At 32.6% G+C, this 25,805-nt stretch carries 21 protein-coding genes and 2 pseudogenes; 19 read left to right on the top strand and 4 right to left on the bottom strand.

Annotated features, from left to right (window positions below):
- Positions 1-120 precede the first annotated feature (120 nt).
- The 8 genes from L987_RS10880 to L987_RS10845 all read left to right on the top strand — a co-directional run bounded on the left by L987_RS10880 (position 121) and on the right by L987_RS10845 (position 8,684).
- The gene (locus L987_RS10880) at positions 121-1,515 is read left to right on the top strand and encodes a YfcC family protein (RefSeq protein ID WP_011302313.1); all 1,395 of its coding nucleotides are present in this window, start codon (positions 121-123) and stop codon (positions 1,513-1,515) included.
- 236 nt (positions 1,516-1,751) lie between these two features.
- Positions 1,752-3,788, top strand: a complete 2,037-nt coding sequence (gene ptsG, locus L987_RS10875) for a glucose-specific PTS transporter subunit IIBC (protein ID WP_047504622.1) — start codon at positions 1,752-1,754, stop codon at positions 3,786-3,788.
- Between the two features lie 174 nt (positions 3,789-3,962).
- Positions 3,963-4,508 (top strand): GNAT family N-acetyltransferase, encoded by a 546-nt coding sequence (locus tag L987_RS10870; RefSeq protein ID WP_011302316.1) that lies wholly within the window; start codon positions 3,963-3,965, stop codon positions 4,506-4,508.
- A gap of 155 nt (positions 4,509-4,663) precedes the next feature.
- On the top strand, positions 4,664-5,653 hold the full coding sequence (locus L987_RS10865) for a D-cysteine desulfhydrase family protein (RefSeq protein WP_047504619.1): 990 nt from the start codon (positions 4,664-4,666) through the stop codon (positions 5,651-5,653).
- Positions 5,654-5,775: 122 nt separating this feature from the next.
- Positions 5,776-6,180, top strand: a complete 405-nt coding sequence (locus L987_RS10860; protein WP_172439370.1) for an acyl-CoA thioesterase — start codon at positions 5,776-5,778, stop codon at positions 6,178-6,180.
- A 114-nt stretch (positions 6,181-6,294) separates the two neighbouring features.
- Entirely contained in the window at positions 6,295-6,621 is a 327-nt protein-coding gene (locus L987_RS10855; protein ID WP_011302318.1) for a thioredoxin family protein, read from the top strand.
- 430 nt (positions 6,622-7,051) lie between these two features.
- A complete protein-coding gene (locus tag L987_RS10850; RefSeq protein WP_047504616.1) occupies positions 7,052-7,543 on the top strand; it encodes a GNAT family N-acetyltransferase in 492 nt (163 codons plus the stop codon).
- 166 nt (positions 7,544-7,709) lie between these two features.
- Positions 7,710-8,684, top strand: coding sequence for an alpha/beta hydrolase fold domain-containing protein (locus tag L987_RS10845; RefSeq protein WP_011302320.1), 975 nt, complete (start codon positions 7,710-7,712; stop codon positions 8,682-8,684).
- 243 nt (positions 8,685-8,927) lie between these two features.
- Here L987_RS10845 and L987_RS13775 read toward each other — a convergent pair.
- Positions 8,928-9,836, bottom strand: a pseudogene (locus L987_RS13775) (DMT family transporter).
- Positions 9,837-9,939: 103 nt separating this feature from the next.
- Between L987_RS13775 and L987_RS10835 the strand changes: the two are divergent.
- Positions 9,940-10,821 carry an AraC family transcriptional regulator gene (locus tag L987_RS10835; RefSeq protein ID WP_011302323.1) on the top strand — a complete coding sequence of 294 codons (882 nt, stop codon included), beginning with the start codon at positions 9,940-9,942 and terminating at the stop codon, positions 10,819-10,821.
- A 172-nt stretch (positions 10,822-10,993) separates the two neighbouring features.
- Here the strand turns inward: L987_RS10835 and L987_RS10830 are convergent, their stop codons facing one another.
- Positions 10,994-12,151, bottom strand: a complete 1,158-nt coding sequence (locus L987_RS10830; protein WP_002482304.1) for an ArgE/DapE family deacylase — start codon at positions 12,149-12,151, stop codon at positions 10,994-10,996.
- A 195-nt stretch (positions 12,152-12,346) separates the two neighbouring features.
- Entirely contained in the window at positions 12,347-12,676 is a 330-nt protein-coding gene (locus L987_RS10825) for a hypothetical protein (protein WP_011302325.1), read from the bottom strand.
- Positions 12,677-13,111: 435 nt separating this feature from the next.
- On the opposite strand from L987_RS10825, the gene pgsB reads away from it, so the two are divergent.
- From pgsB to L987_RS10805, 5 genes are read left to right on the top strand one after another with little or no spacing between them, the layout of a single operon-like run.
- Positions 13,112-14,269, top strand: a complete 1,158-nt coding sequence (gene pgsB / locus L987_RS10820) for a poly-gamma-glutamate synthase PgsB (protein ID WP_011302326.1) — start codon at positions 13,112-13,114, stop codon at positions 14,267-14,269.
- A 1-nt stretch (position 14,270) separates the two neighbouring features.
- On the top strand, positions 14,271-14,723 hold the full coding sequence (gene pgsC, locus L987_RS10815; RefSeq protein WP_002482307.1) for a poly-gamma-glutamate biosynthesis protein PgsC: 453 nt from the start codon (positions 14,271-14,273) through the stop codon (positions 14,721-14,723).
- A gap of 15 nt (positions 14,724-14,738) precedes the next feature.
- Complete coding sequence (locus L987_RS10810) at positions 14,739-15,809, top strand: CapA family protein (protein WP_011302327.1); 1,071 nt, start codon at positions 14,739-14,741, stop codon at positions 15,807-15,809.
- Positions 15,799-15,957 carry a hypothetical protein gene (locus tag L987_RS13950; protein WP_162837506.1) on the top strand — a complete coding sequence of 53 codons (159 nt, stop codon included), beginning with the start codon at positions 15,799-15,801 and terminating at the stop codon, positions 15,955-15,957. The genes L987_RS10810 and L987_RS13950 overlap by 11 nt, the downstream gene beginning before the upstream one ends.
- Before the next feature lie 2 nt (positions 15,958-15,959).
- Positions 15,960-17,552: a gamma-glutamyltransferase gene (locus tag L987_RS10805; RefSeq protein WP_011302329.1), complete on the top strand. Its 1,593-nt coding sequence runs from the start codon at positions 15,960-15,962 to the stop codon at positions 17,550-17,552.
- Positions 17,553-17,810: 258 nt separating this feature from the next.
- Here L987_RS10805 and L987_RS10800 read toward each other — a convergent pair whose 3' ends face one another.
- On the bottom strand, positions 17,811-19,148 hold the full coding sequence (locus L987_RS10800) for an aspartate aminotransferase family protein (RefSeq protein WP_011302330.1): 1,338 nt from the start codon (positions 19,146-19,148) through the stop codon (positions 17,811-17,813).
- Between the two features lie 509 nt (positions 19,149-19,657).
- Between L987_RS10800 and L987_RS10795 the strand changes: the two genes are divergently transcribed.
- The 5 genes and pseudogenes from L987_RS10795 (at position 19,658) to L987_RS10775 (ending at position 25,804) form a co-directional block, all read left to right on the top strand.
- Positions 19,658-20,374 (top strand): D-ribitol-5-phosphate cytidylyltransferase, encoded by a 717-nt coding sequence (locus tag L987_RS10795; protein WP_011302331.1) that lies wholly within the window; start codon positions 19,658-19,660, stop codon positions 20,372-20,374.
- Positions 20,367-21,395, top strand: a complete 1,029-nt coding sequence (locus L987_RS10790; protein ID WP_011302332.1) for an alcohol dehydrogenase catalytic domain-containing protein — start codon at positions 20,367-20,369, stop codon at positions 21,393-21,395. The genes L987_RS10795 and L987_RS10790 overlap by 8 nt, the downstream gene beginning before the upstream one ends.
- Positions 21,396-21,470: 75 nt before the next feature.
- Positions 21,471-23,159: a teichoic acid ribitol-phosphate polymerase TarL gene (gene tarL / locus L987_RS10785; RefSeq protein ID WP_011302333.1), complete on the top strand. Its 1,689-nt coding sequence runs from the start codon at positions 21,471-21,473 to the stop codon at positions 23,157-23,159.
- 150 nt (positions 23,160-23,309) lie between these two features.
- Positions 23,310-25,034: pseudogene (locus L987_RS10780) on the top strand (glycosyltransferase family 2 protein).
- A gap of 185 nt (positions 25,035-25,219) precedes the next feature.
- Complete coding sequence (locus tag L987_RS10775; RefSeq protein ID WP_002482316.1) at positions 25,220-25,804, top strand: MptD family putative ECF transporter S component; 585 nt, start codon at positions 25,220-25,222, stop codon at positions 25,802-25,804.
- Position 25,805 lies beyond the last annotated feature (1 nt).

Below are 25,805 nucleotides of genomic sequence, written 5' to 3'. Positions count from 1 at the left end.
TAAGCGCAATATTCTGATAATTATATATGTAAATGGCATAATATAAAAATAAGACTTATACAAATTTTAAATAAATGAACATTTTAAAGCGTACTTATAGTTGGGAGAGGAAGTTAAAATATGGGGAAACATAGCTTTAGGCATTTACGTATAAAAACACCACATACATATGCACTGTTACTCATGATCATCATTATTTCTAGCATATTAACATATTTAATTCCTGCTGGAGAATATGCCAGGGAGAAAAAAGATGGGCAGACGCTTGTCGTTCCTGGTTCGTATGAACAAGTACAACAGCACGGTGTTTCATTTTTCGATATTTTTCGTGCAATTCCAGAAGGATTGATGAGTGGTGGCGAAATTGTATTTTATATCTTTCTTGTAGGTGGCGCGTTTGGCATTGTACATAAAACGGGCGCATTTGAAAATGGAGTAAATAAAGCAATGCAATCATTAGGAAAATATAAAGTGCTGATGATTCCATTGACGATGACGATTTTTTCAATCTTAGGTTTTTCAATTGGTTTAGCAGAAGAAACAATTATTTTTGTACCTATTGGGATCATCATTGCACGTACTTTAGGTTATGATGCGCTTACTGGTGCTGCTATGGTTATATTAGGCGCAGCGAGTGGTTTTATGGGTGGTATGTTAAATCCGTTTACTGTAGGTGTTGCTCAAACAGTAGCAGAATTACCGATGTTTTCAGGATGGGGTCTACGTTCCATCATCTATATTTTCATTTTAATTGCCGCTATCACTACAGTGATGTTATATGCGCGTAAAGTTAAGCATGATAAAACAAAAAGTTACGTTTATGAATTAGAACAATCTGAAGGACATACGGTTACGTCCATGCATATAGCTCGTTTTACCAAAAGACAAGCAAGTGGTTTAGGCTTAATCGTTCTAGCAATTATCTTAAATGTATACGGTATTTTTTCATATGGTTGGTCATTCAATGAAATGAGTGCGAATTTTATATTGGCAGGTTTACTTGCTGGATTTATTGGTGGACTTGGTTTAAATGGTACATTTGATGCAATGATTGATGGCATGAAAGATATTTTGTTTGGGGCAATGATTGTAGGATTTGCTAAGGGGATTATTGTTATTTTGGAAAACGGACAAGTCATAGACAGTATTGTCTATGGTATGACGACATTATTAAATGGTGTTCCATCAGCATTAGTCATCATCGCAATGTTCATTTTACAATTCATGTTAAATTTCTTTATTCCATCTGGATCGGGACAAGCGTTGACGACCATGCCGCTTATGGTACCGATATCGGATTTATTAGATATTAATCGTCAAATCACTGTATTAGCATTTCAATATGGTGATGCAATAAGTAATGTATTATTTCCTACGTCGGCTATTTTAATGGGCGCTTTAGCAGTCGGTAAAATCACGTATACACAATGGTTGAAGTTTGCTTGGAAGATTATTTTAACTTGGGTACTTATCTGTTGTATTGGTATGTCGATTGCATTAATTGTAGGTTACTAATCACAAGGGTATTTAGATTGAGATCAAAAAAATAAAATAAATTTGCAATTAGTTATTGTATCTTTAATGAAAGCGTTGTATAATATAAAAAAATAATCGTCAAATTGCGTGTTACTGGTTAGGCAGGCATGAGCAAACATAATGACTATCTGAGATAGTCTGTTTGTTCATGTCTTTTTTTGTGCGCTTTTTGGTGGTTTTGATAAAATTTTAAATTTTTGAAGGGATGTTTTTATATGTTTAAAAAGCTATTTGGACAGCTACAGCGTATTGGTAAAGCATTAATGTTACCAGTCGCTATTTTACCTGCTGCCGGGCTATTATTAGCAATTGGTACTGCGATGCAAGGTGAATCGTTACAACACTACTTACCATTTATTCAAAATGGGGGGATTCAAAGTGTCGCAGAAATGATGACCGGTGCCGGAGGTATTATATTTGATAATTTACCTATGATTTTTGCGATGGGTGTCGCAATTGGGTTAGCAAGTGGTGATGGAGTTGCAGCTATTGCAGCATTTGTAGGTTATCTTGTAATGAACAAAACAATGGGTGCATTTTTACATGTATCTCCTGATAATGTAAATGATGCAGCGAGTGGCTACGCAAGTGTGTTAGGTATTCCAACATTACAAACAGGTGTATTTGGCGGTATTATTATTGGTGCACTAGCAGCCTGGTGTTATAACAAATTCTATAATATTTCGTTACCGTCTTACTTAGGTTTCTTTGCAGGTAAACGTTTTGTACCTATTATGATGGCAACAACATCATTCATATTAGCGTTTCCAATGGCATGGATATGGCCGAGTATTCAAACAGGCTTAAATGCATTTAGTGAAGGTTTACTTGACTCGAATACTGGATTAGCCGTATTTCTCTTTGGATTTATTAAACGATTATTGATACCATTTGGGTTACATCATATCTTCCACGCACCATTCTGGTTTGAATTTGGTGCATGGAAAAATGCAGCTGGAGAAATGATTCATGGGGATCAACGTATCTTCATTGAACAAATACGTGAAGGTAGTAAATTAACTGCAGGTAAATTTATGCAAGGTGAATTTCCAGTGATGATGTTTGGTCTCCCTGCAGCAGCTTTAGCCATTTATCATACAGCAAAACCTGAAAATAAAAAAGTCGTAGCTGGCTTAATGGGATCAGCTGCATTAACTTCTTTCTTAACAGGGATTACAGAACCATTAGAATTTTCATTTTTATTTGTAGCGCCAGTATTATTCTTTGTGCATGCAATATTGGATGGTTTATCATTCTTAATTTTATATTTATTAAATGTACATTTGGGATATACCTTCTCAGGAGGATTTATAGACTACGTCTTACTAGGTGTATTACCAAACAAGACACAATGGTGGTTAGTGATTCCTGTAGGTGTTGTGTACGCCTTTATTTATTACTTTGTCTTCCGATTCTTAATTTTAAAATTCAAGTATAAAACACCGGGACGCGAAGATAAACAAGCACAATTTACAAATTCATCAGCAAGCGAACTTCCATTTAATGTATTGAAAGCAATGGGTGGAGAAGAAAATATTAAGCATTTAGATGCATGTATTACAAGATTACGTGTGGAAGTAAAAGAAAAAGGTAAAGTTGATGTAGCAGGATTGAAAGCATTAGGCGCATCAGGTGTGCTTGAAGTAGGAAACAATATGCAAGCCATTTTTGGTCCTAAATCAGATCAAATTAAACACGACATGTCCTTGATTATGAAAGGTGAAATTACAAAACCTCAAGAGACGACAGTTACGGAAGAAGAAAGTGAAGAAGTAGTTCATATCGAACGTGCGTCTGAAGTAAACATTTATGCGCCAGGAAATGGTCAAGTTATACCGTTGTCTGAAGTGCCAGACCAAGTCTTTGCGCAAAAAATGATGGGCGATGGTGTTGGGTTTATACCAGCTGACGGTAAAATTGTTGCGCCATTCGATGGTACAGTGAAAACCATTTTTCCGACAAAGCATGCCATTGGATTAGAATCAGATCAAGGTCTTGAATTATTAATACACATAGGCATAGATACGGTTAAGTTGAATGGGGAAGGTTTTGAAAGTTTTGTAGAAACAGATGATAGAGTCCATAAAGGACAAGTACTGATGCAAATTGATTTAGATTATATAACAGCCCATGCACCAAGTACGGTTACGCCATTAATTATTACTAATTTAGAGGATAGACAATTATCTGTAGAAGACGTCAAAGATGTAACAGCAGAACAATTAATCATTAAAGTGATAGATGACAAATAAATGTTGTAAACTAGGATGAAACACTTGAGTTTATCCATATAGTATAGGAGTAGAATTTTGAAATCTCATCATAGATTTCAAAGCTACTCCTATTTTATTTTGTCTAAAGTATTGAAATATTCTGAAAATATAAATATCATGAGAGATAACAAATAAATAATCGCAGGTGAACGTATGAATTATAGACCAGCAATGAATGTAATGCCCAATGTTTCGCTAATACCGCCAGAGTTAAATATGGCGGAAACTTTATATGATTTGATTAAAAGTAATTTTTCACATTTATCTCCATTTTTAGATTTTATTAAGGAAGATGTAACCGTTGAAGATGAAAAAGCATATTTGAAAATGATGATACAGCAGCATGCAAAAAATAAGGCTAGGTTATTTATGATTTACTACGAGGAAACGATGATTGGTACGATAGATTTACATCATATTGATCAAGCTAATTACAAAGCAGAGGTTGGATATTGGATAGCAGAAGGCTATACAGGGAAGCAAATTGTTACAAAATGCGTTAAACAGTTATGCCATTACGCTTTTGAAACATTATCACTGAATAAATTAACTATTATGGCGGATGTTAACAATATAGCGAGTTGTAAAGTAGCAGAAAAAGCGGGCTTTAAATTTGTTGCAACAGATTATGAAGATGTGTTTAATGGTGAACGCTTTAGAGATATGAATCGCTATGTACTGTTGAAAAGAGATTTTTAAGCGCAGGTAGAACTACTTCTTTTAAAATCAATGCATAATAATTACAGATGATTACTTAAGTAAAAATATATTATCGAAGCGGAACGAAAAGCATGAAAAATATTTTCCGGAAAATAAAGCGTTAGCGATTTGACACGTATGAAGGAGATTAAAGAATGTTACATAATAAATTAGATATTGCCAATTTAAATACACCAATTCAAAAATTAGATCAGTTAAGTGATGCATTAGGAAAAAATATTTATATTAAGAGAGATGATTACACTGGATCAGAAATATCAGGTAATAAGGTGCGTAAACTCGAGTATACAATGCAATATGTATTAGATCATGGATATGACACTATTATAACAACCGGAGCAATTACATCGAATCACGCACGTGCTACAGCTGCCTTGTGTGCTAAGTGTAATGTATCATGTCATCTTGTTCTAAGAGGAGAGATGGCAGAATATGAAGGGAATCTATTTTTAGATGCAATGTTAGGTGCGCATATACATATCATCGAACCAACAAGTTCTCGGGAAGATGCGATGGATAAGCTATATAAGACATTTGAAGGACAAGGGAAAACTCCATTTTTAATTCCAGTGGGTGCTTCGGATTGGATAGGAACACATGGTTACGTTAATGCGTATAATGAAATCATAAAGCAACAGGATGAGCTGAAAGTACATTTTGATTCAATCAATGTTGCTGTTGGTTCTGGTGGTACGTATGCTGGTCTTTGGTATGGGCAAATGATTAACTGTGAAACTACGCAAATTATAGGTTATGCAGTAGACCAAAGTGCACATACATTCAAAAATAAAGTGATAGAGATAATAAAGCAATTAGATGAAACAATTCAATCATACGAGACAATTACGATAAACGATGCTTATATTGGACTGGGATATGGTAAAGCAACTGACGAAGAATTACAATTTTATATCGATATTGCACAAAAAGAAGGCATTATACTAGATCCAACATATACTGGAAAAGCTTTTAGAGGTTTAGTTCATGAAATAAAATCTGGTGCGTATGATAATCAAGACAACATTCTATTTATACATACGGGTGGACTACAAGGCTATACTCAAGAGACACGTTTACGTTTGCAAACGATGTTGCATAAAATAGATCTTTCATTATTAAAGTAAATTTAACTTTTACAAAGAATAATCGCATTTTTAACAATAAACTCAAACAAATGCAATTTGCTAGTTATATACTTATAATATAGAGGATAGATAAATTAAAGGTTGTTTGAGGAGCGAATAGGATTATGACTGAAAGAAAATTAGTGGCTGAAAGAAACTTTGAAGTAAATGGATATGATATTGATGCGATGGGCATAGTAAGTAATATTGTATATATAAGATGGTTTGAAGATTTACGAACTGACTTTATTAATCAATATATGCCATATTCTGATATGATGAATCAACAAATATCGCCTATTCTAATGAATACAGAAGCAGAATACAAAACACCCATTACCATACATGATAAACCCGTAGGACGTTGTTATTTAGTAAAAGCAAGTAAACTACGTTGGGAATTTGAGTTTGAAATTGAATCAGAGGATGCAGTGCATTGTATAGGCAAACAAAGTGGGACATTTTTTGATTTACAAAAGAAAAAAGTAACGAGATTGCCGGAAGTATTTCAAACGATTTTAAGCTAATCATAATATGTGAAAAAGTGTAAATATGATATTACAGTGAGCAAAATAATTGATTGTCCAAAGCAATACAGTACATAATGATATTCAATTTATGTTGTAGAGGTGGTCTTCAAAATGCCAAAAACATTAACATCGATAGAAGCGTTTCATGAATTTATTGCAGAGCATAGGCTTGTAGTCATTCATATCATGAGAGATCATTGTAGCGTATGTCATGCTGTATTACCTCAAATTGCGGGTATAGTGAATGAGTTTCCTGATGTTCCATTAGGTGTGATTAATCAAAGTGAATTAGAGGAGATTGCAGGAGAATTATCTATCTTTACTGTGCCTGTAGATTTAATTTACTTTAATGGTAAAGAAATGCATCGTCAAGGTCGATTTATTGATATGCAACAATTTGAACATCAACTGACTTTGATGTATAAAAGCATGGTATAACAGAAAGATTTGTATTAACTATATATAAAAAATGTATACAACCATCACGTTGATATAACGAAGCATGAGTCTGGGACATAAATAGTTGTCTCAGACTCTTTTTCGTTTAGGCAGTAGATGACTGAATTGAAAATATTAAGTCTCACTTGTTCTTTTGCAAAAGCCTATGTATGCCACGTAAAAATGCTAGTGAGACTTATGCATGAGCTTTAGCTCAAGTAAACCTTTATCCTCGTCATCTTTGCCTTGATTGCATAGTTGGGACTACGAAATCTCTATTAAAAAATTTGATTTCTGTCACACTTCCATGCTTTTATTTTTAATTAAAAAAGTTGTGTTAAATTGAAACAAGAAAAATCAGATAAATTATATCGCAATTATAAAAAGTAATGTATGATAAAGTTAATTTATAGCATTAAGGGGGATGTTTATGCGTATCGAAAGAATCTGTCCAAATGAAGCAGAAGCACTTTATAATTGTATGAAAAAGATAGATCAAGAAACGCAATATATGCTTTATTTGCCTGATGAAAGAAGTTTTGATAAAGATAAACTGAGTGAAGATATAAAAAGGAATTTTTACATAGGTGTTAAAACGGACGATAATCAAATATTAGGTTATTTATCTGTCCATATCAGTATGTTAGCTAAAGTTAGACATATTGGATATATTGTGACTGGCTTAATCAATGACTTACATCAACAAGGCTTAGCGACGCAAATGTTTAATGAAACAATCAAATGGGCACAACGCAAAGGATTAAGAAGGTTAGAATTAACGGTGATTACTTCGAATAAACCAGCAGTTAACTTTTATGAAAAGTTAGATTTTAAAATTGAGGGAATTAAGCATGAATCTGTTTTTATGGAAGAACATTATTTTGATGAATTATATATGGCAATGATGCTAAACCAAGATTAAAATTTAACGCTTAACAAATCTGAGCATGATGCATTAGAATTTTCAATAAACAGGAAATTGCGTATATACTTTATAATCTACTATAAAGATAGTACCTTTTATTTAAAATGATTGCTCAATTTGTTATAAAATATATGTATAAGAAAGTGCGAGGAGGATAATTAACGTGATTAGAAAAATAGCCACTATTGTTGGTATAGGTGTTGCCACATCATACGTATATGCAAAAGTTAAAGAAAAACGTAGCTACAAAAGTTTTTTAGAAGAAATCATTATTAGAGCAACAAAAATGAAAAGTTCATTTTTAAATGTGGAAAATGCGCAACAAGCTTTAGAGAAGGTTAAAGATGAAACGAAAGCATTATATGAAGGTACGGATTATTATTTCAACCACAATGTCCAAACGACTACAGTTCAAGAGTCTACAGTATATATTGTGAATGACAACAAAGATAGACAACAACCAGTTGTCTTGTATATTCATGGTGGTGCTTGGTTCCAAAATCCATTAAAATATCACTTTGATTTTATAGATTCACTGGCTGGCGAACTAGGTGCTAAAGTAATCATGCCTATATATCCTAAAGTACCACATGCAACCTATAAAGAGACGTTCACTCTGTTGGAAACATTATATACACAATTACTGAAACAAGTCGAAAATCCTCATCAACTCACAATAATGGGTGACTCTGCAGGAGGCCAAATAGCCTTATCATTTGCACAATATATTAAAACGTTAAACTTAGCACAACCAAGTAACATCGTTTTAATATCTCCAGTGCTTGACGCAACATTTTCAAATCCGGAAGCAAAAATTTATGAAAAAATAGACCCAATGCTTGCAATCGACGGAAGTAAATATTTTATAAAATTATGGGCGAATGGCCTTGATCTGACAGACTGGCGCGTATCTCCTATATTTGGTGATATTGAAGGGCTGGGTCATATAACAATTTCAATAGGGACGAAAGAAACGTTATATCCAGACGCAGTGAAATTATCAAATATGTTGAATGCTCGAAATATTCAACATGATTTTATGCCAGGATATAATTTATTTCATATACATCCTATTTTCCCAATACCAGAAAAAGAACAATTTATCGCTAAGATCAACAAAATTATTAAACAAAATTAAATATACATGATAGAGGTAGTGTCACTGACTTCATAATCTGTTGACGCCGAGGGAGCAATGTATGAGTGTGAGTAAGAGATTGACAGCTCAAGTTATGCTCTAGGTTCTAAGCAAGCATGCACCTTCAAAATAGTATGATTGCCTCAGTTAAAGAGGACTCGTCCGTATATGATGGATGAGTCCTCTTTAGTATAAGATTGAGTAGTTGTGTTGTAATGGTTTACACTGATGTACAATACATATTTATCGTTCTTTATCCTTTTTTAAAGAAAGTGCTAATATCAGAATAATAATGAGCACGATGCCTAATAGTTGAAATGGTAGGAAAACAACTTTTAACCAAAGTGCGCTCGCAACAATTGCCATTACAGGTTCTATTGTCCCAAAAAGTGTAGTTTCTTTGGCAGATAAATAATTTAAACTTTTAATAAAGAAGAAAAATGCCATTGCAGTACCTAAAATAATGCCAAAGGCTAAATACAAAATCACACTTATATCTATTTGAGACATAGTGAATTGCCAAATAGGTGCTTTGAAATTCATTAAGATACCAGAAATGAGCATTGCCCAACCAACGACGAGTATTGATGGAAATTTGGATAATAGATTACTGGCATAAATAGTATAGAAGGCTTACGATAAACCAGAGATGATACCCCAAATCACACTCGAGCTTGAAACCATTAAACTGTCAAGGGAACCATTGGCTAATAATAAGAATGTTCCTGTGAGTGTTAATAATATTGCAATAACATCAAATAATTTAAAGGTTTCTTTTTTGCGTATGATAAACCACAAAGTAATATAAACAGGTGCAATGTATTGTAATAAGGTAGCAATGGCAGCATTACCATAGTTAATTGATGCCATGTAAGCATATTGAACAAGTAGCATACCTAAAGTTGAAAATATAAGTAACTGTATTGTATTCGTTACATTACGAAATACTATAAATATGGACTGCCTAGGGTTAAGTATTTTAAATATTGTTAATAGTAGCAAGCCACTGATTAAGAGTCGTGCAGTAACGTACCAGTTGATGTCGATATTTTGATGTTTAAATAAATAATCAGAAACTGTGCCACCTAAACCCCAAAAAGATGCGCCTAATATTGCCAATATAATGCCGAGAAAACGAGATTGTTGTTTCATTTTATCACCTACGATGTATTAATATATTAAAATATAACGCACTTAATATTGATATAATACAAATAAATGGTTTAAAATTATCAATATATTGAGGTGATAGGCTATGTATAAAGGGATAATTATTGAAGATAATGGAGAAGAGCGCATTCAATACCCTGATGAATATTGGCGACATATTGTGTTGAAAACAAGGTTAGATCAAGCGTTTATGGAACAGATACCCATACACTGGCACAGTGCATTGCAATTTGTGTTTGTATTACGTGGTAAATTGACTATTCGCATTAGTGACAAAAACATCGTGTTAAATACAGGTGATGGCATATTTATTAATTCGAATGTTGTGCACGAGATACAGGGGCTTGAACATATAAGTGAGTTTTATTGTTGGAATATTGAAATACCAAATATTTCGAGTTATATGGAGTATAAATATTTAAGTTATATATCACAACAAGCTGAAATGGTACCTTATATATATTTATCTCACAAAAATTTGAGTCATCATGCATTACTAGCATGTATTGAAAGCGTTGGTACAATATATCAGAAACAAGAGGCATATTTTCAGCTGGATATCATGACCTATTTTTATAAGATAGTGAAATGGCTCATGCAATATATGAAACAACAACCTACGGAATTAACATACCATTTTGATTATAGAGTAAAGCAAATGATGTCTTATATACATAAACATTTTCAAGATAAAATCACTCTAGGACATCTGAGTCAAAATATTTATTTAAGCGAAGCTGAAGCGATAAGATTATTTAAAAAATATGTAAAACAAACGCCATTTGAATATCTGTTGAGATACAGACTAGAACAAAGTAAATCTATCCTCGATAAAGATAGGTTATCTACTATTACAGAAATAGCTATGGCTTGTGGATTCTCAACTACGAGTTATTTTATAAAAGTATTTAAAGCACGCTACGGTATGACGCCAAAGCAATACCAAAAATATCATCATACAAATTAACCGCATCAAATATGCAAACAGAAAATATTTACATAAATAATATACGCGCTACAAAATAGACACTGATAAGTGAAAATTTGTAGCGCGTATATTGCTGTTACGACTTTTGCAGAAGTGTCGTTTTTATAAAGTGTATTATAAAAGTTGAGTAATTGGATTACTTGTTAATAAATTATTTCATGTTTTTTAAATAAGTAGGGAAAAATTCTGTATATAAATCTATAAATGTAAGATAAACATCTTTTTCAACATATTCATCAACTTGGTGTGCTTGATGTATTAATCCAGGTCCATACATAATGAATGAAAAGTCTTCATCTTTATCGACTAATAAATCGGATGCATCGGTTACACCAGGTGATGCTTCAAGAGGTAAATCGGAATTTAAATATTTTTCACCCAAATCATGCGCTAATGAAGCTAATTTATTTTCACCTGTCGTATATACAGGAGGTCTAGACATATAAGTGTCAATTTCTATATCTGTTTTATCGGTTTCAACCTGCTTCAAAATTTCATTAAAATAAGTGATGAATTGGTCATTATCATGTTCTGGAATCGTACGTATATTGAATTCAGATTCGGCATGCTCTGGAATTGAATTCACTTGATTACCACCATTGAAAATAGTCGCGTTCATTAGTACATCACCTAATAAATCGTTACGTTTATTGAAACTTTTAAAGCCTTCATCCGCTTTGTAAACAAATTTTACGAGTGGTGAAATGGCATTGAAACCAAGTTGTGGCATTGAACTATGTGATGCTTTACCTCTGGAAATAACACGGATATCCATCGAACCCTTATGTGCATAGATGATGCGGTCTTGTGAAGGTTCAGCAATGACAAGTGCTTCTACATCTGTCATGTAACCTTGTTCTTGGAAAGCTTTAGCCCCTTCGCCAACAATCTCTTCACCTGCAGTGGCGAGTAAACGGATTCTACCATATTCTAATAAACCTTGATCATGAATATCAATAAGGCTCAATACTAAAGCGGCTAAACCTGATTTCATATCTGCAGCACCACGACCGTGTAATTTGCCGTCAACTTCAGTTAATTTGAATGGATCATATGTCCATTTTTTAATATCGCCTTCTGAGACAACATCCATATGTCCTGAAATACCTAAGACTGGTCCTGATTCACCAATTTCAGCAACTAGATTGGCACGCGTGTCATTGATTTTAACAATCTTAGCATCAATATTGTGTTGCGATAGTAAGTCTTTTAAATACATACAAACTTCCATTTCATTGTCATTAACTGATTTAATCGCAACTAAATCTTCTAGAATTTGAACTTTTTCAGCTTCTGTAAATTTACTCATAATTAAAAACCCCTTTTTAATAAATAAACAATTTATGTGAGTCATTTTAATTATATCGAATATATTAAAGATGGCATCGCATAAATTCAGAAAGGGAAGGTATTTGCATTTGAATGTTCAACTTGAATATTGGATATAATGACGTATTAAATCAAAAAGGGCTTTCAATCATTGTTATATATAGAAATAAAAAAATCATACATGGTTTTTAGAAATTGAATTATCTAAAGACCATGTATGGTGAGCGTCTTGTATAGAAGACAGTTTATTTGAAGTTGTATCGATACTAGATTGTGAAATTTTTGGAACACTATCTGAAGGAGATGCATTTGATTCTAATGATTTTGAAGTATTGTTAATATAGTCTACATTTTCAATATTTTTTGTGTTATCCGTATCTAGCACAGAACCTCTCATATCATTTCCTTGAAAACTACCAACTAGAATCATAATTAGATAGCTACAACAAATAATTACAACTACTGCAAGATAAATTGAAACTACTAATTTAACTGACTTACTCATAAACTGCCTCCTAATCATTTATTCGTATATGTCTTAATACATACAAGATAACATTTGATTTTTAATATCATGTAAAGTTGAAGTAAATATTATATTTTTGTTTTCTGAAAAACGTTTGAGATGAGTAAAAATATTTTTAAAAAATAATAAAAAAAATATTTGATTTTAAAAAATTAAAACATTGTTATGATAGGATTTGTTGATTGAAAAAAATTCTTTTTTACATGTATTGTAAATGCGAATTTACATTTAATTAACACTTAGTTCAAAGTGTTTATATTAAATCAATAACTCCGTGTTAGGATGGCTTTATTGAATGGTGAAGAATATACATAGTCTCATACATCTTATGTATAGTGTGGTTGACTCATGTGCTTTGCCTTTAAGCATTTATACATAAAATTTAATAGTCTGAAGTGAAAAGAGGGACAAAATTTGCTACTAATCATTATTTGTGTAGGTTTGATTCTATGGTTAGGAATTGTTGAGAAAAGACAGCATTCTGATAGATTAGAAAAAATTCCTATACGCATCAATATAAATGGTATTAGAGGTAAATCAACAATTACAAGATTGATTTATAGTATTTTACGCGAAGATCAATATCGTGTAATAGGCAAGACAACAGGTACAGACGCTCGTATGATGTATTGGTTTACACCGAGAGAGTATCCAGTTTATAGAAAGCCTCAAGGCGCTAATATTGGTGAACAACGCGACATTATAAAGAAGGTTGTTAAACAAAAGGCGAACGCGCTTGTAAATGAGTGTATGGCAGTGAATCCTGATTATCAGATAACCTTTCAAAAAGAATTGGTTAAAGCTAATATTGGCGTTATCGTTAATGTCATGGAAGATCACATGGATGTCTTAGGACCTACTTTAGACGAGGTAGCTGAAGCATTTACAGCGACAATTCCTTACAAAGGTCATCTTATCGTAATGAAGGATGATTACACCGACTTTTTTGCTAAAGTAGCCAAAAGACGTAAGACTAAATTAATTGTCGTTAATAAAGAAGAAGTGCCTGAATCATTCTTAAGGAAATTTGGGTATATTGTGTTTCCAGATAATGTTGCAATTGCAATGGGTGTGGCTGAAGCACTTGGCATCGACAGAGATATTGCGTTACAAGGCATGTTAAATGCACCACCAGATGTCGGCGCAGTGGAAGTGAAATACTATAATGCGAATAATTCAACAAATGTTTATGTAAATGCATTTGCTGCCAATGAACCGCAGTCTACAAAAGCAATTTTAAACAAGGTTGAAACGTATAATTACCCTTACAATAAAATTGTTCTTATATTAAATTGTCGTTCAGACAGAATTGATAGAACGAGACAGTTCTGTGAAGACTTTATTACGGATGTTGAATTCGATACATTGATATGTACAGGAAAGAGTACACAGATGGTAACGGACGTAATGAAAGGATTGCCCGAGAAGAAATATTTAAACTTTGAAGGTAAAGACATAAAAGAGGTTGAACGCGCAGTTTATAATGAATCTCAAAATGCCTTGATGTTCTGTGTAGGGAATATTCACGGACCAGGTAAACAAATAGCAGAGTATATAGAAGGGATCAAATAATATGATAGGTTCAGAGTTATATTTTTCATTATTTGTAGGCATCGTATTAAGTTTAATATTTGCCGAAAAATTTGGTATCAGTCCTGCTGGTTTAGTAGTACCAGGATATTTAGCATTAATATTTGATCAGCCGATCATGTTATTATCCGTACTGATTATTAGTTGTATTACATACTTCATCGTTAACCATGGTATTAGTCGTATCGTTATATTATATGGACGTAGAAAATTTGCGGCGATGATACTAACCGGTATGGTGTTGAAATTTGTTTTTGATTTAATTTATCCGTTAAGTCCATTTCAAATGGTAGAGATGTCAGGCATTGGCGTTGTAATACCGGGCATCATAGCTAATACGATTCAAAAACAAGGTGTCATAATTACTTTGTCAACTTGTATGTTACTCACATGTATTACATATGTCATCTTATTCTTTTACAGCTTTATCAACTAGTAAGGAGCTTGGATTATGAAGAATTCTAAAAAATTTTCAATGGAAGAACGCATACTAAAGTGGACGAAGCGGCATAAAAAAAGGAATTCAATATACACCGGTATTATCTTCGTTGTAGCATTGATACTTTTAGTATTTGCCATGACTTCACAAAAAATAGAACCAGTAAAAGCAATAGGAAAAGCACCAAATGAGATAAGTATGACATATCTAGGAAACATTGAATTAAATAATCATATCAGAAAGAACAATCTTAATGATGCTTTTGCATCCATTAAAGAGATCTTAAAGGGAAGTGATTATTCTACTGCGAGTTTAGAAATGACGAAGTTCTCAGATGACAGGAAAACGAATATATCCAAAAACTTGGAAAATGTATTGTTCTTAAAGGGACTCAATTTAAAAAGTTTGAATGTAATCAATCAAGTTACCGATAATATTACGGCACGTGATTTTATGAAATCAGTAGAAGCTCAAACTGGATATAATTATCTTACTGGAAATGGTTCAAATCCGATAAATAGTAAGACTGTACAACAAACTATAAAGGGTAAAAAAATTGCCAATGTTTCATTTACAGATGTTGAGTCGAATTACACGGATACATTGAAAAATACAACATCAGTTAGTTTAGAACCCAGTATTTATATGCCATTAATTAAAAAATTAAAAGAGAATAACGATTATGTCGTTGTGAATGTTGATTGGGGGATTACCGATGAACGTTCAGTGACGACTAGACAACGAGAGTATGCACATTCATTATCTGAAGCTGGTGCTGATGTGATTATCGGCCATAATTCGGTTGTTCAAGAAATTGAAAAATATAAAAATACAGATATTTTTTACAGCTTAGGCAATACGACATCCGAAGATTTCTTATCAAAAAATAAACAAGGTCTAGCAGTTCAGCAAACTTGGAATGGTAAACAATCTAAATTTATGATTACACCAATTAAATCTCAAGGTGGTAAAGTAACGAAGTCATCACCAAATGTAGTAGAAGAGAGAAAGTTATTGAACAATATAGAAAGTAAAAACTTAGATCTTAAAAAAGAGAATGGAGGCTACGTTTATGAACATTAAACAACATTGGATAAGTATTACAATCATTTCAATCGTATTGGTTATTTTTCTTTTAATTGTATTTGCTAGAGCGAATGAAGGCTTAGATCAATATGAAAAAAATGAACTGGAGACTTCTCATCACCAATATTTGTCTAAAGGAGCTTAAGTATGAGTATTTACAATAAGAAATCGCTCATCGTAATATTACTCCTAACAATCATTATTTCGTTTATCTTTTTTATGATTACAAAAAAAGATAATTACGATAAAGATGATTTATATGAGAATAAAATAGCTGATCATAACCAAGATAAGTCAGATAAAAATTACGGTGTCGCTTCAAATAATCCAATTGCTACGCGCGTTGGTGAAAAAATATTAAAAGATGGTGGTAACGCCGTAGATGCATCCATGGGTGTTTCTTATGCTTTAGCTATAACAGAACCGCATTCATCCGGTTTAGGTGGTGGCGGTGCCATGTTATCTTATGATGGTCAAGAGAACGTTGCACCAAAACAATGGCAATATAAAGATATTTCGTCATTTAACTTTAAACAAAAAGATGAAATCGGTACACCTGGTTTTGTTCGAGGCATACATGATGCACATAAAGAAGCAGGGAAAATGGATGAAAAGAAAATCCTGAATTACGTTATTCCTTTAGCTGAAGATGGTTTTGAAGTAGATTCAGAACTCGAGCGAAGTCTAAAATTATACGGTTCAGACATCGATAGAAATTCACCGTTTTTTGATGGAAAACAAACGAAAAGAGAAGGCGATGTTGTTAAACAACCAGCTCTAGCTTCTACTATCAAAGGGATTAGAGACAAAGGACCAGATTATTTCTATGATAAAATTGGTAAAAGTGTTTCTAAACAAGTAGATGATGAAATTAATGAGAAAGATTTTGAAAGTTATAAAACAGAGAAGAAAGAACCTGTAGGTACAGATTATTTGAATAATAAAGTTTACTCTGCGTCTAACCCACTTGGTGGTACATTAATGCTTCAAGGATTGGAAATAGATGAAGCTACTGATAACCAAGCAGCACCAGATAATCGTCTAGATTACATAACAGGTATCTTAAAATCTAGAGCATTGATGTATAGAAATAGAGATATTATCAATGGACAAGATGAAGATTATGATGAATATTTATCACAAGATTATTTACTCGGTAGACTAAACGAGGTTAACTTTAATAGTAACTTTAATACGAATAATGTTGATAATACGAGCACAACGCATTTTGTTGTCATAGATAAAGATGGAAAATTAACAAGTACTACCAATACACTCGCGAGTTTCTTTGGATCTGGTAAATTCATGAAAGAGGGATTCTATATGAATAACTCTTTAAGTAACTTCTCATCGAATCCAGCCAGTCCTAACTATGGTGGTAAACACAAAGAGCCGAGATCATTTACTGCACCAAGTATTGTTGTAGGCCCTGATTATTATATGGGTATAGGAACACCGGGTGGTAATAAAATACCAACAACACTGAATGAAGTACTGGTAGATTATTTAAGAGGCGATGGCACGCTACAAGAGTCTATAGATAAACCGCGTTTTTACAACGATGGTGGAAAAATATTCTATGAAAATGCAACTAGTAAACAAGATGTAGATATATTCAAAAGTTTAGGATTCGAAATTGAAGAAAAACGCAATGATCCAAACTTTGGTAGTGTCCAAGCTGCACTTTACAATAAAAATGATAAAACAGTAGAAATAGGACAAGATGTTGGTAATAGATAATCCATATATCGTCATACAAAGGGGTATGAAACGTAATATATAATTCAAAACAAGGAAGCGTGACAGAAATCAAATTTTCTAATTGCGATTTCGTAGTCCCATCCCTATTCAACGCAATCATCTACTTCACAAATGAACAAGAGTCTGAGACATCTATTTATGTCCCAGACTCTTGTTTTTTTAATTATACTGTAGTTTTAAAAACTAACTTTTGTTGTTTATTTAAATTCAAGAAGGTTGTCATAGTTTACTCATTTATTACCAACCCTGACCTGCAGTGTCGTAGTTATCTAGTTTACCCGATTCAAAATCTGATATCGCTGCTTCCAAAACGTTAAGCGCAGTGTCCAGTTGCTCATAGGTAATGACAAGTGGTGGTTGAAAGCGTAGTACATTGCCTGCTACTGCAATAATGACAACACCATTATCAAAGCAACGGTTACAAATTTTTAATGCTGCTTCTGATGCGCGTGTTTTATTAATTTTATCAGAAACGATATCAATACCAATGGATAATCCTTTTCCTCTAACGTTACCCACAGTATTGAATTGTTCTGTCCAAGCATCAATACGTTTGCGCACATAATTACCTTTATCTGTACTTGCTTGTAATAAATTCTGGTCTTCAATCATGGCGATGGTTGCTAATGCTGCTTCACAACTCACTGGATTAGCCCCCGTGGTAAAGAGATGTGCAGGTGCTTCTAAATAATCCATGATTTCTGAACGCCCTACGATTGCAGACATTGGTAAACCGCCTGCCAATGATTTACCGAATGTAATCAAATCAGGTTCAATATTGTAATGTGAGACAGAACTCCAGCTACCTGTGCGTCCTAATCCTTGTTGAATATCGTCAACAGCAAGTAAGATACCGTGTTCTTTACATAAGTCTTGTAAGGCTTCGAAATAGCCATCTACTGGTTCGAGCAAACCACCATCGCCTTGTATTGTTTCAATCATGATGCAGGCCACTTCTTCTGCAGGTACATATTTTTCAAACATTTCTTTAAGTGGTGCTAGATATTCGGAAACGGTATTGGGCTGGTTGCTGCCAAACATTCCACGATAATTGTCTGGAAAAGGAATATGATAAAAACCAGGCAACATTGGACCATAATATTTACGCATATTTAAGCTAATAGCAGACATTGAAAGTGAACCATAGGTTGAACCATGGTATGCATTTACAAAGCTGATGATATAAGGTCTGCCGGTGTAAGCACGTGCTAATTTGATAATACCATCATTGGCATCTGATCCAGATAGTCCAAATAAGACACGTTTTTCATATTGGCCGGGTGAAATTTCACATAATTTTTTTGCTAATTTAACTAAGGGTTCATGATACATGTAAGCAGGGGTATAGTGAATGAACTGGTCTACTTGTGCCTTAATTGCTTCAGTGACTTGTTCAGGTGCATGTCCAACATTCTGTGAACTTGCACTTGATAATAAATCAATATATGTATTGCCCTCAACATCAACAAGTGTCGCACCATATCCATGAGAAATTGCTAAAGGATAATATTTGATGCGTCCTGGTTTTGCGAAGTATTGACTGTCCTCATTTATAAGTTGCTCTGATTTGTTCATAATTTGTGCCTCCCAATGATTGAAAATAAGATAGTGCGCATGATTGATGCAGATTTGGATTGAAAATAGTGATTGGCACTCTATTAATTGCTAGTGTATTTCTAAATAGAAATGATTACTATACGCCACAGTGCATGCATTATGACATCTCCCAAATAATCGTTGATACGTATGAATATACTAAGAAAATTTAGAATTGTAAATATATTCTGAAAAATTAAAATTGAATAACGCTCATTATGTGTAATTTGACACAAATATTCTGTGGATGAAATTAATCCTGAAAATATTGTATCTAATAAGTAGCATTGATTTGAGAAATGGTTGGACACTGTGAAAAATGTAATAAGTAGAAAAAGTGAGGGATAATTGGTAATATTGTTCTTATAAAATAATATTTTTATCTATAACAAAATTCAGGAAATATATATAGCGTTAATTAAACATGAAAATAAATAGTAATGAAGTTGAACAGCAGTATGAGTTAGAACTTTAATGGAGGAATGTATATGATTTATGCAGGTATATTAGCGGGTGGCATTGGCTCAAGAATGGGCAACGTACCACTACCAAAACAATTTTTAGATTTAGATGGAAAACCTATCTTAGTACATACGGTTGAGAAGTTTTTATTAACAAGTGAATTCGATAAGATATTTATCGCGACACCTCAAAAATGGATTTCTCACACAAAGGATACATTACGTAAGCATCACATTACAGATGACAGAATTGAAGTTGTTCAAGGTGGTTCTGATCGTAATGAAACAATTATGAATATTATTAGTGCAGCAGAAAAAGAAAATGGTATTTCTGATGATGATGTTATTATAACGCATGATGCGGTACGACCATTTTTAACACGCAGAATAATTAAAGAAAATATTGAAAGTGTCCTAAAATATGGTGCAGTAGATACTGTTATTACAGCAACTGATACGATTATCACATCGGCAGATGGTGATTCAATTCAATCGATACCGGTGAGAAGTGAGATGTATCAAGGACAAACGCCGCAATCTTTCAATGTAAATCTATTGAGAAATAGCTACAATGATTTATCTGATGAAGATAAACAAATCATGACAGATGCATGTAAGATTTTAGTTGTAGCAGGTAAACAAGTGAAATTGGTAATGGGAGAATTATATAACATTAAAATAACGACACCTTATGATCTTAAAGTGGCAAACTCAATCATAAAAGGTGGGATGTTGAGTGATTAATCAAGTTTATCAACTCGTTGCGCCAAGACAATTTGAAGTAACCTATAATAATGAAGATATTAAAAGTAACAAAGTGATTGTCAGACCGTTGTATTTGTCTATCTGTGCTGCTGATCAAAGATATTATACAGGTAGTAGAAATGAAAAAGTTTTGAAAAAGAAATTACCTATGTCATTAATTCATGAAGGTGTTGGCGAAGTCGTCTATGACAGTAAAGGTGAATATGAAATTGGTACAAGGGTCATTATGGTTCCTAACACACCAGTTGAAAAAGATGATGTTATAGCAGAAAACTATTTACCTAGTAGTAAATTTAGATCTAGTGGCTTCGATGGATTTATGCAAGATTACGTATTTATGGATCACGATCGCGTCGTTGAAATAGATGACAGTATTGAAGATTTAAGTACGATTGCTTATTCAGAGTTAGTAAGTGTAAGTTGGCACGCATTACAAAGATTTGAACGTAAATCAATTTCCAATAAAAATAGTTTTGGTATATGGGGAGATGGGAATTTAGGTTATATTACAGCTATTTTGTTAAGTAAATTGTATCCTCAAGCTAAAATTTATGTGTTTGGTAAAACAGATTATAAATTAAGTCATTTTTCGTTTGTGGAGCACATCTATCATATTGATGAAGTACCTGCAAATGTCACGTTTGATCATGCTTTTGAGTGCGTGGGTGGCAAAGGTAGCCAATCCGCAGTTAACCAGATTATTGACTTAGTATCACCTGAAGGAACGATTAGTTTACTTGGTGTCAGTGAATATCCAATTGAAGTCAATACACGTTTAGTACTTGAAAAAGGTTTGACGATGTTTGGTAGTAGTAGAAGTGGCGCACAAGACTTTAGAGAAATTGCTGAATTTTATAAAAATAATCCAGATGTTGTAGAAAAATTAGCGCTCCTTAAAGGTAATGAGTTTGATGTCAAAACAATCAACGATGCGGTCAATGCATTTGAAACAGATTTATCCACTTCATGGGGTAAAACGGTTATCAAATGGACAATGTAAATTTGTAAGGCATTTTCGTTTTTTTAATTAGTAATAAAAACCTATCAACTTGAATGAAGAGAGGATTTTTTAAAATTGAGTAAATCTAAAATAATAATTGATAATATATATTGGGAAAGAATTCAATTATTTATTGAAGGTCATGTTGAAGATATAAAGCTTAATAAGAAAAACTTTGTATTGAGAAATTTGACTGAAACCAAAGAACTAAAAGCAAACGATGTGAAAGTAGAAGGCAAACAATTTAAGGCACGTTTTAATGTTGCCATATTAGATGACGGTAATTATCTACCATCAGGTGAGTACTTAATTGTTTATAAAGGTGATTTTGATTATATTGCCAATATAAATGAAACATTGTTAGATCCCAATAATTATGAATTAGAAGAAACAGCACTCGAACAGTATAGCGATGAAATGACTCAAAATGGCAAAAATAATTTATTATTAGACCACTTTACATTTACCTTTAAAAAGGGAGGTAATTCATCTAAAACAGAATATACTGTAAAGCCTATGATTTCGAGTGAAGTGAACGAATTTGTATTGAATATTATATTTAAAGCACCTATGCCTAAAATGAATCCAGTTAAGAAAAGGATTACAGACCTTAAACTAAAATATAATAAATATTCATTTAATGTCCGTAACTTCATCTTTCAGTCTATTTTCAAGATTACTAAATTTTTCCATCTGAAAAAGGGGAATACAGTACTTTTCACTTCTGATTCTAGAGCCGAAATGTCAGGTAATTTTGAGTATGTTTACAATGAAATGTTACGTCAAAATTTAGATAAAAAATATAAAATACATGCATTGTTTAAATCTAATATATCTGTACGACGTAATTTTATCGATAAATTTAAATTTCCGTATTTATTAGGTAAAGCAGACTACATATTTGTAGATGATTTCCATCCATTACTTTATACTGTGAAATTTAGAAAGAGTCAGGAAATTATTCAAGTATGGCATGCAGTAGGCGCATTTAAAACAGTAGGCTATAGCCGTACTGGTAAAAAAGGCGGACCATTTTTTAACTCAGTAAACCATAGGAATTACACCAAAGCATTTGTATCATCAGAAACGGATATTCCATTTTATGGTGAGGCGTTTGGTATAAAAGAACAAAATATTATTCCAACTGGCGTACCAAGAACGGATATATTATTTGATCAAGACTATGAAAAAGCCATTGTTGCAGATATGGAAGAAGCACTTCCAATTGTTAAAGGAAAGCAAGTTATATTATTTGCACCGACATTTAGAGGTAGTGGACATCATACAGCGCATTATCCGTTTTTCAAAATTGATTTTGCAAGATTTGCACGTTATTGCCGTGAGAATAATGCAATTGTGCTATTCAAGATGCATCCGTTTGTTAAAAATAAATTGAATATTCCTAGAGAATATCAAGAATACTTTGTAGATGTATCTGATTTTAGAGAAGTGAATGATATTTTGTTTATTACGGATATCTTAATTAGTGATTATTCATCACTTGTATATGAATTTGCTGTATTTAAACGACCAATGTTATTTTATGCATTTGATTTAGAAGATTACATCACATCACGTGATTTTTATGAACCATATGAAACATTTGTACCTGGTAAAATCGTTGAATCGTTTAACGATTTAATTGTAGCATTGGATCAAAAAGATTTTGACGTTGAAAAAGTTGAGCCATTTTTAGATAAACATTTTAAATATCAAGATGGACGTTCAAGTGAACGTTTAGTAAGAAACGTTTTTGGCAGCTAAATTAAGTGAATAGAAATACCAATTAAAACATAATGAGTTAACTACAAAAATATATATTCAGCGTTAGATATAGAACGGGATCCTGTAATTGTGATTGCCGAACGGCTGATATTGATTTGTACTTAACTCATTTTTACAAGGTGGAGTATAATGAAATTTTCAATTATAGTACCAAGTTACAATTCAGAAAAATATATAGCAGAACTTTTAAACAGTTTACAAAATCAAAGTTATGATAAAAAAGATTTTGAAGTTATTTTGGTAGATGATTGTTCATCAGATAATACTTTAAATGTGGTAGAAGCTTATAAAAATAAATTAAATTTGATAATAAAACAACTTGATACAAATTCAGGCGGACCAGGTAAACCTAGAAATACGGCTTTACAATTAGCGCAAGGTGAATATGTATTTTTCGTAGATTCAGATGATTACATTAATAAAGATACATTAAAAGATGTGTCGAAATTTGTTGATCAAAATCATGCAGATGTGGTCTTGGTGAAAATGGAAGGCGTGAATGGTCGTGGTGTACCGAAATCCATGTTTAAAGAAACGAGTGATGCAGTCACATTAGCCAATTCTAGAATTATTTATACACTTAGCCCAACTAAGTTCTAAAGAACCTCATTATTACGTGATCACGCAATCGAATTTCCAGAGGACTTAAGAAGTGCAGAAGATCAATTATTTACAATGAAGGCATATGTCAATGCGAAACGAATTGCTGTACTTGCAGATAAGCCTTACTATTATGCAACTAAACGTGAGGGAGAACATATGAGTTCTGCGTATGTCTCACCCGAAGATTTTTATAAAGTGATGTCATTAATTACTGAAGAAATATTAAACAGCCCATTAGAAAATAAAAATGAAGTGCTAGGATATTTTATAGATAGACATTTCTCATTCTCTAGAACAAATAACTTTTCTCTTAAAATTGCAGATGATAAAAAAGAAGCGTGGATGGATGCGTTAGGAGATTTTATTCAAAAAGTACCAACAGCTGTAGATGAATTAGTGAATGATTCATTCAAACCGTTATTACATTACGCTCGTCTAAAAGACATGAAGCATTACCAAATGGTAGAAGAAAGTTATAAAAATGGAAAGTTTCATAGCTACAGTGCTCAAGAAGGAACGTTAAAAATACAATTTGATGAAGGTGAACCGTATTTTGTCTTCAAAAAATTAGTGAAGCCTGATATTAGAATGTCACATTTCGAATTTAACGATCAAGGTTTTGAACTGGAGTTAGAATTTATTAGTTCTATTATTAATCCCAACCATGTTGCTTCAATGATTCAACTCAAATTATTATCACGTAATAAAAAAGAATTTATTTATATACCTTTAACTATGAATAATCAGACTAGATTTAAGTTTAAGGCAGATTTAAATGATTTGATGCCTTATCTCATAAAAGAAAAAGTCTGGGATGCACATCTAGAGATGCGTGTGGATAATATGACCATTGAGAAACGTATTGGCAATAAACGTGTTAAGTACCCGTATAGTAAGGAAACGAGCACAATTACCCAATATAACAATCGGTATTATCGATTTACACCATATTTTACGAAAGACTTCGATAATTTATCATTTTATATAACGAGCAACAAATTAAATGAAATGTTAGCTGTTGAAATTAAGGATAAACAGACAATACAACTACGCAGCTTAGAATTTAACTATATTCTATCTGAAGGGATGACAGCTGTCATCTTACCTCATATGTTTACGTATGGTTATTTAACGTCTGTGACTACAAAAGACACACTTACTTATCATCTGTCTGTTGGAGAAAAAGTGAAAGATAAAGATCTGAAAAAGAACTTCAAAATTGAAACGCCCCATTTAGTTTTAAAATACTAGTTGGTATATAATAGTAAGTGAGTTAAAGAAATATTAGCTGACTTACTATTTTTTTTAATCGAATGTTATTGATAATGATTTTCAATTATAGTAAGTTTGAAATGAATGATTTTTATATCTTAATTTAATAATAATTAATTTATATATAGATTGTCTTTTAGATTCATGTGAAGAGGGAGTTACCGATGACAAAAAGTAAAATAGATGTTAAAGATTTAATTAATATAGGACTCTTTACGGCAGTATACTTCATTTTTATAGCACCACCGGGTATTTTAGGTATTATACCTATCTTTATGTTGTTACTTCCTGCAATGATAGGGCTAGTAGGTGGCATACCTGTGATGTTACTTATTACCAAAACGCAGAAATTTGGTGCATTAACGATTTGTGGTGTTGTCGTAAGTTTATTATTAGCAATCATGGGGCATCCTTGGATGGCTTTGATTTTAAGCGTGCCAGTGATTGTGATTGCAGATATGGTTATGGCGATGGGCCAATATAAAAGTTGGAAATTAAATAGTATAGGTTATATTATTTTTTCATTTTGGCCAATAGGTAATTTACTACCGTTTTATTTTATGAGAAATTCATATTTAGCTTTTATTCAAGACAAATATGGTACAGATTATGAAGCGACAGTAGAAGGATTGTTTTCTATTGGTATGATTCCCATTATTCTTATCACTACAATTATTGGTGCTTGGATAGGTGCATACATTGCTAAAGGCATTTTGAAAAAGCATTTTAAGCGGGCAGGTATTATATAAA

Source organism: Staphylococcus sp. ZWU0021, from assembly GCF_000798895.1.
In the GTDB taxonomy this organism is placed as follows: Bacteria; Bacillota; Bacilli; order Staphylococcales; family Staphylococcaceae; genus Staphylococcus; species Staphylococcus saprophyticus.
This window is presented reverse-complemented; position numbering and strand designations above follow the sequence as displayed.

Excerpts from the sequence above, each read along its gene's own strand:
- L987_RS10880 (WP_011302313.1), top strand. The coding sequence starts at position 121 with ATGGGGAAACATAGCTTTAGGCATTTACGTATAAAAACACCACATACA.
- ptsG (WP_047504622.1), top strand. The coding sequence starts at position 1,752 with ATGTTTAAAAAGCTATTTGGACAGCTACAGCGTATTGGTAAAGCATTA.
- L987_RS10870 (WP_011302316.1), top strand. The coding sequence starts at position 3,963 with ATGAATTATAGACCAGCAATGAATGTAATGCCCAATGTTTCGCTAATA.
- L987_RS10865 (WP_047504619.1), top strand. The coding sequence starts at position 4,664 with ATGTTACATAATAAATTAGATATTGCCAATTTAAATACACCAATTCAA.
- L987_RS10855 (WP_011302318.1), top strand. The coding sequence starts at position 6,295 with ATGCCAAAAACATTAACATCGATAGAAGCGTTTCATGAATTTATTGCA.
- L987_RS10850 (WP_047504616.1), top strand. The coding sequence starts at position 7,052 with ATGCGTATCGAAAGAATCTGTCCAAATGAAGCAGAAGCACTTTATAAT.
- L987_RS10835 (WP_011302323.1), top strand. The coding sequence starts at position 9,940 with ATGTATAAAGGGATAATTATTGAAGATAATGGAGAAGAGCGCATTCAA.
- L987_RS10830 (WP_002482304.1), bottom strand. The coding sequence starts at position 12,151 with ATGAGTAAATTTACAGAAGCTGAAAAAGTTCAAATTCTAGAAGATTTA.
- L987_RS10825 (WP_011302325.1), bottom strand. The coding sequence starts at position 12,676 with ATGAGTAAGTCAGTTAAATTAGTAGTTTCAATTTATCTTGCAGTAGTT.
- pgsC (WP_002482307.1), top strand. The coding sequence starts at position 14,271 with ATGATAGGTTCAGAGTTATATTTTTCATTATTTGTAGGCATCGTATTA.
- L987_RS10810 (WP_011302327.1), top strand. The coding sequence starts at position 14,739 with ATGAAGAATTCTAAAAAATTTTCAATGGAAGAACGCATACTAAAGTGG.
- L987_RS13950 (WP_162837506.1), top strand. The coding sequence starts at position 15,799 with ATGAACATTAAACAACATTGGATAAGTATTACAATCATTTCAATCGTA.
- L987_RS10805 (WP_011302329.1), top strand. The coding sequence starts at position 15,960 with ATGAGTATTTACAATAAGAAATCGCTCATCGTAATATTACTCCTAACA.
- L987_RS10800 (WP_011302330.1), bottom strand. The coding sequence starts at position 19,148 with ATGAACAAATCAGAGCAACTTATAAATGAGGACAGTCAATACTTCGCA.
- L987_RS10795 (WP_011302331.1), top strand. The coding sequence starts at position 19,658 with ATGATTTATGCAGGTATATTAGCGGGTGGCATTGGCTCAAGAATGGGC.
- L987_RS10775 (WP_002482316.1), top strand. The coding sequence starts at position 25,220 with ATGACAAAAAGTAAAATAGATGTTAAAGATTTAATTAATATAGGACTC.